This window comes from Streptomyces sp. NRRL F-5122 (assembly GCF_001507435.1).
Classification (GTDB): Bacteria; Actinomycetota; Actinomycetes; order Streptomycetales; family Streptomycetaceae; genus Streptomyces; species Streptomyces lannensis.
On sequence record NZ_LMWH01000218.1, the window covers coordinates 1 to 239 of the forward strand.

General features: G+C 66.1%; 1 pseudogene. It reads left to right on the top strand.

Features of this window, described 5'->3' with window-relative positions:
- Nucleotides 1-239 (top strand): annotated as a pseudogene (locus tag ADL25_RS20890) (dihydrolipoyl dehydrogenase); the annotation flags it as partial.

The following is a 239-nucleotide window of genomic DNA, read 5'->3' on the forward strand; positions in this document are numbered from 1 at the left end:
GGGTCACCTACTGCCACCCGGAGGTCGCCTCCGTCGGCATCACCGAGGCCAAGGCCAAGGAGATCTACGGCGCGGACAAGGTCGTCGCTCTCAAGTACAGCCTGGCGCCCAACGGCAAGAGCCAGATCCTCAAGACCGAAGGCGAGATCAAGCTCGTCCAGGTCAAGGACGGTGCCGTGGTCGGCGTCCACATGGTCGGCGACCGCATGGGCGAGCAGGTCGGCGAGGCGCAGCTGATC